This window comes from Pseudomonas sp. B13(2017), assembly GCF_002113245.1.
GTDB lineage: Bacteria > Pseudomonadota > Gammaproteobacteria > Pseudomonadales > Pseudomonadaceae > Aquipseudomonas > Aquipseudomonas putida_Z.
This window is the reverse complement of sequence record NZ_NEJX01000058.1, coordinates 1-612: the sequence shown is the minus strand read 5'-3', so window position 1 is coordinate 612 and position 612 is coordinate 1. Positions and strand designations below refer to the sequence as shown.

1 protein-coding gene is annotated in these 612 nt (G+C 60.3%); it reads left to right on the top strand.

The genetic code is table 11. The features are described from left to right. Positions 1–612 (top strand): immunoglobulin-like domain-containing protein (locus tag CAG44_RS28890; RefSeq protein ID WP_371919246.1); only part of this gene is annotated, 612 nt, incomplete at both ends.

The window sequence follows — 612 nt, the reverse complement described above, 5'->3', positions numbered from 1 at the left end:
ACCCTGACCGCGACGGACACCGTGGCCGAAGGCGGCAAGATCACCTACACCGCTACCTTGACCAACAAGGCCGGCACTGACCTGGTGATCAAACTGAGCAACGGTGAAAGCATCACCATCGCTGCGGGCTCGAAAGAAGCCTCGATCACCATCGATGCGCCGAGCGACGATGTGTATGTCGATGCCGAAGACCTGAGCGTGACCGTCACCGGAACCACCGGTGGCGACTTCGAGAAACTCGACGTCAGCAGCACCGCGGCTGTGACCAAGGTCACTGACACCATCGACACCACTACCGTCACCCTGACCGCCACGCAAAGCGTGGTCGAGGGCGGCGTAGTGACCTACACCGCGTCGGTTAACCACAAGGTCACCGGTTCCGATCTGGTAGTGAAACTGGCCAACGGCCAGACCATTACCATTCCGGTGGGCGAGTCGTCGGCTTCGGTACCGTTCACCGCGCCGAACAACGTCCATAACACCAACCTGGACCTGACCAACAAGATCACCGACATCTCGGGCGGCAATTACGAGAAGACCGTGGCCGTTGGTGAACCGGTGACCACCGTCACCGATAATCCTGCGACTCCGGACATCACCACGCTCACCCTG